Source organism: Streptomyces sp. UNOC14_S4 (assembly GCF_020740835.1).
GTDB lineage: Bacteria > Actinomycetota > Actinomycetes > Streptomycetales > Streptomycetaceae > Streptomyces.
On sequence record NZ_JAINFC010000613.1, the window covers coordinates 1 to 3,975 of the forward strand.

The window sequence follows — 3,975 nt, forward strand, 5'->3', positions numbered from 1 at the left end:
GGGGCCGGGTGACCGGCCGCGGTGCGGGCGTCGAGGTCGGCGAGGTGTGCGTATGCGTGTGCCTGGTCACCGAGGCCCAGGTCGTCGGGGCCGAGGACCGCGCAGTCGGTCTCCGGCACCTGCCCTGTGCCGACCGGCGTCGGCAGCTCCGTCCACCGCAGCTCGAACATCGCGTCGTGCCGTGCGGTGTCGGCCGGTGCGAGACGGTCGGCGGGGAGCGCGCGCAGGGTGAGACCACCGACCGTCAGGACGGGCGCGCCGGTGACGTCCTCGACGTCGAGCGTCCTGGTGCCGTCGGCGGCGAGCGAGAGCCGTGCGCGGAGCATGGTGGCGCCGGTGGCGTGGAGCCATACGTCGGTGAAAGTGAACGGAATGCGTGGGGTCGGCAGGCCGGACGCCTCGGGGTCGGCGTCTGCCCCGGCGGCGTCGGGGTCGACCCCGGCGCCGGTCTCGGCCTTGGACTCGGCCTCGGCCTCGGCGAGGAGCAGCGGGTGGAGCGCGGCGTCGAGGAGGGCGGGGTGGACGCCGAACGCGGCATCGCCGTCGTCCGGTTCGCCGGGCAGGCGGACCTCGGCGTACAGGTCGTCACCGGCGCGCCAGGCGGCCGTCAGGCCCTGGAACCAGGGGCCGTAGCCGTATCCCAGGCGGTCGAGGCGGCCGTAGGCGTCGGCGAGGCCGAGGGTCTCGGCGCCCGGGGGCGGCCAGGAACCGCTGTCGGCCGGGCGGGGCGCCGAGGTGTCCGGCGTCGCGGTGAGCGTCCCCGACGCGTGCCGGGTCCACGGCCGGTCGTCGGACTCCTCCTCGTCGTCCCGTGCGGTCGGCCGGGAGTGCACGGTGACGGTGTGCCGTCCGCCCGGGTCGGCGGGGGCGACGGCCACGCGGAGGTGCGCGGCACGGGCGTCGGAGAGGACGAGCGGGGCTTCCAGGGTGAGTTCCTCGACGTGGGCGCAGCCCGCGAGGGCGCCCGCCTGGAGGGCCAGGTCGAGGAAGGCCGTGCCGGGGAGTACGACCGTGCCGGTCACCATGTGGTCGGCCAGCCATGGCCGGGTGTCCGGGGAGAGCCGTCCGGTCGCCAGCGTGGTGCCGTCCGGGGTGGTGGTGACGGCGCCCAGCAGGGGGTGGTCGACCGCGTCGAGGCCGAGGTCGGCGGGGCGGGTGTGTTCCGCCCTCGCGGCCAGCCAGTAGTGGCGCTGCTGGAAGGCGTAGGTGGGGAGGTCGACGGGGCGGCGGTGGTCGCCGGGGAACAGCGCGTCGGGGTCTGGGGTCGCCCCGTGCGCGATCGCCTCCGCGACGGAGGCAAGGAACTGCGCGCGGTCGCCGTGGTCCTTGCGCAGCGTGCCGATCACCGTGCCGCCGGTGCCGCATGCGTCGAGTGTCTCCTGCGTACCGATCGCGAGGACGGGGTGCGGGCCGGTTTCGACGAAAAGGCGGTGGCCGTCCTCGCTCAGGGCGCGTACCGCGGATTCGTACCGCACCTCCTGGCGCAGGTTCCGGTACCAGTAGTCGGCGTCGAGGACCGAGGTGTCCGGCAGCAGCCCGCCGGTGACGGCCGAATAGAACGCGATCCGGGCGGGGCGCGGGGTGATGTCGGCGAGGGCTGCGAGCAGCGGTTCGCGGAGGCACTCCATGTGCGCCGAGTGCGAGGCGTAGTCCACCGGGATGCGGCGGGCGCGGACGCCGTCCCGCTCGCAGCGGGCGAGGAGGGCGTCGAGGGCGTCGGGGTCCCCGGAGACGACGGTGGTGGCGGGCCCGTTGTGGGCGGCGACGCCGATCCGGCCGTCCCAGGGGGCGAGTAGTCCGGTGACGTCGGCGGCGGGTAGCGGTACGGACACCATGCCACCGGTGCCGGATGTGGCGAGGAGGGCGCGGCTGCGCAGGGCGACCACTTTCGCGGCGTCGTCGAGCGACAGCGCGCCCGCGACGCACGCGGCCGCGATCTCGCCTTGCGAGTGGCCGACGACGGCGGCCGGTTCGATGCCGACGGACTGCCACAGCCGGGCCAGCGCGACCATGACGGCGAACAGCACCGGCTGGACGACGTCGACCCGGGTCAGGTCGGGCGCGCCCGGACGGCCGCGCAGTACGTCGTCGAGCGACCAGTCGACGTGCGGGGCCAGCGCCGTCGCGCAGGCGTCCAGTGCGGCCGCGAACTCCTCGGAGGTGTCGAGGAGTTCGAGTGCCATGCCGGTCCATTGCGAGCCCTGGCCGGGGAAGACGAACGCGGTCGCCCCGGTGGCCGCGGACCGGGCCGGGACCAGGTTCTCGGCGGGCTCGCCCGCGGCGAGCGCGGTCAGCCCGCGCAGCGCGTCGGTGCGTGTGCGGGAGAGGACGACGGCGGTGCGGTCGAATCGTGTCCGGGTGCGCAGGAGCGCGTGGCCGACGGCGTGGTGGTCGAAGGTGTCGGCGGCTTCGAGGTGCCGGGCCAGCCGTTCGGCCTGGGCGCGCAGGGCGGCTTCGGTGCGGCCGGAGACGGTGAGTGGCGCGGGGAGTTCCGGCTGCTTGTCCTGTTCGGCGGACGCGTCGGGCGCATCGGGCGCACTGGGCGCGGATTTGTCGCTGCGTTCAACAGTGGCGGGCGCCTGTTCGACGATGACGTGGGCGTTGGTGCCGCTGATGCCGAACGACGAGATGCCCGCGCGCCGGGGACGAGGGCGGGCGCGGTCGCCGTCGCCGTCGCCGTCGGCGGACGACGGCCACGGTGTCGCGACGGCCGGGACGGTGATCGCGCCGTCCGCCCAGCGCACCCGGGGCGAGGGTTCGCGCAGGTGCAGGGTGCCGGGCACGACGCCCTGCCGCATGGCGAGGACGGTCTTGATGAGTCCCGCGACCCCCGCCGCGGCTTGGCTGTGGCCGATGTTGGACTTGACCGAGCCGAGCAGCAGGGGCCGCTCCGGGGCGCGGTCGCGGCCGTAGACGGCGAGCAGGGCGTGTGCTTCGACGGGGTCGCCGAGGGCGGTGCCCGTGCCATGGGCCTCGACCACATCGACGTCGGACGGCGCCAGTCCGGCGGAGTCGAGGGCCTGGCGGATGACCCGCTGCTGAGCGGTCCCGTTGGGGGCGCTGAGGCCGTTGCTGGCGCCGTCCTGGTTGATCGCGGTGCCGACGACGAGCCCCAGTACCGGGTGGCCGTTGCGCCGGGCGTCCGAGAGCCGCTCCAGCAGGACGAGGCCGACGCCCTCGGCCCACGCCGTGCCGTCCGCGTCGGCGGAGAACGGCTTGCAGCGGCCGTCGGGGGCGAGGCCGCGCTGCCGCGCGAACTCGACGAACATGCCGGGTTCGGCCATGACGGTCGCGCCGCCCGCGAGGGCCAGCGTGCACTCGCCGCCGCGCAGGGCCGCCGCGGCCAGGTGCACGGCGACGAGGGACGACGAGCACGCGGTGTCGACGGTGACGGCGGGGCCTTCGAGGCCGAGCGCGTAGGCGATGCGGCCGGAGGCCACGCTCGGGGTGCTGCCGGTGAGCAGATAGCCGTCGAAGCCACCGGCCGGCCGGTGCATGCGCGGTCCGTAGTCCTGCGCGGTCGCGCCGACGAACACGCCGACGCGCTCGCCGCGCAGCCCGGCCGGGTCGAGGCCGGCGCGTTCCAGCGTCTCCCAGGACGTCTCCAGGAGCAGGCGCTGCTGCGGGTCCATGGCGAGGGCCTCGCGCGGGCTGATGCCGAAGAACTCGGCGTCGAAGTCCCCGGCGCCGTCGAGGAACCCTCCCTCGCGCACGTAGGTGGTCCCGGGGCGGTCCGGGGAGGGGTGGTGCAGGGCCCCGAGGTCCCAGCCCCGGTCCTCGGGGAACGGCCCGATGGCGTCGACGCCTTCGGCGGCCAGGCGCCACAGCCCCTCGGGGGTGTCGGCGCCGCCGGGGTAGCGGCAGCTCATCGCGACGATGGCGATCGGGTCGCCGTCGGCCGGGGCGGCGGTCCGCGTACGGTCCGCGGGGGCCGGGTCCAGGGCCCGGGAGAGCAGGTGGCGTGCGCGGTCGGCG

The 3,975-nt window shown here is 75.8% G+C and carries 1 protein-coding gene; it reads right to left on the reverse strand.

Annotated elements, in window-relative coordinates; translation table 11 throughout:
* Window positions 1-3,975: type I polyketide synthase (locus K6I34_RS33060; protein WP_229331731.1), on the reverse strand; the 3,975-nt coding region annotated here is incomplete at both ends.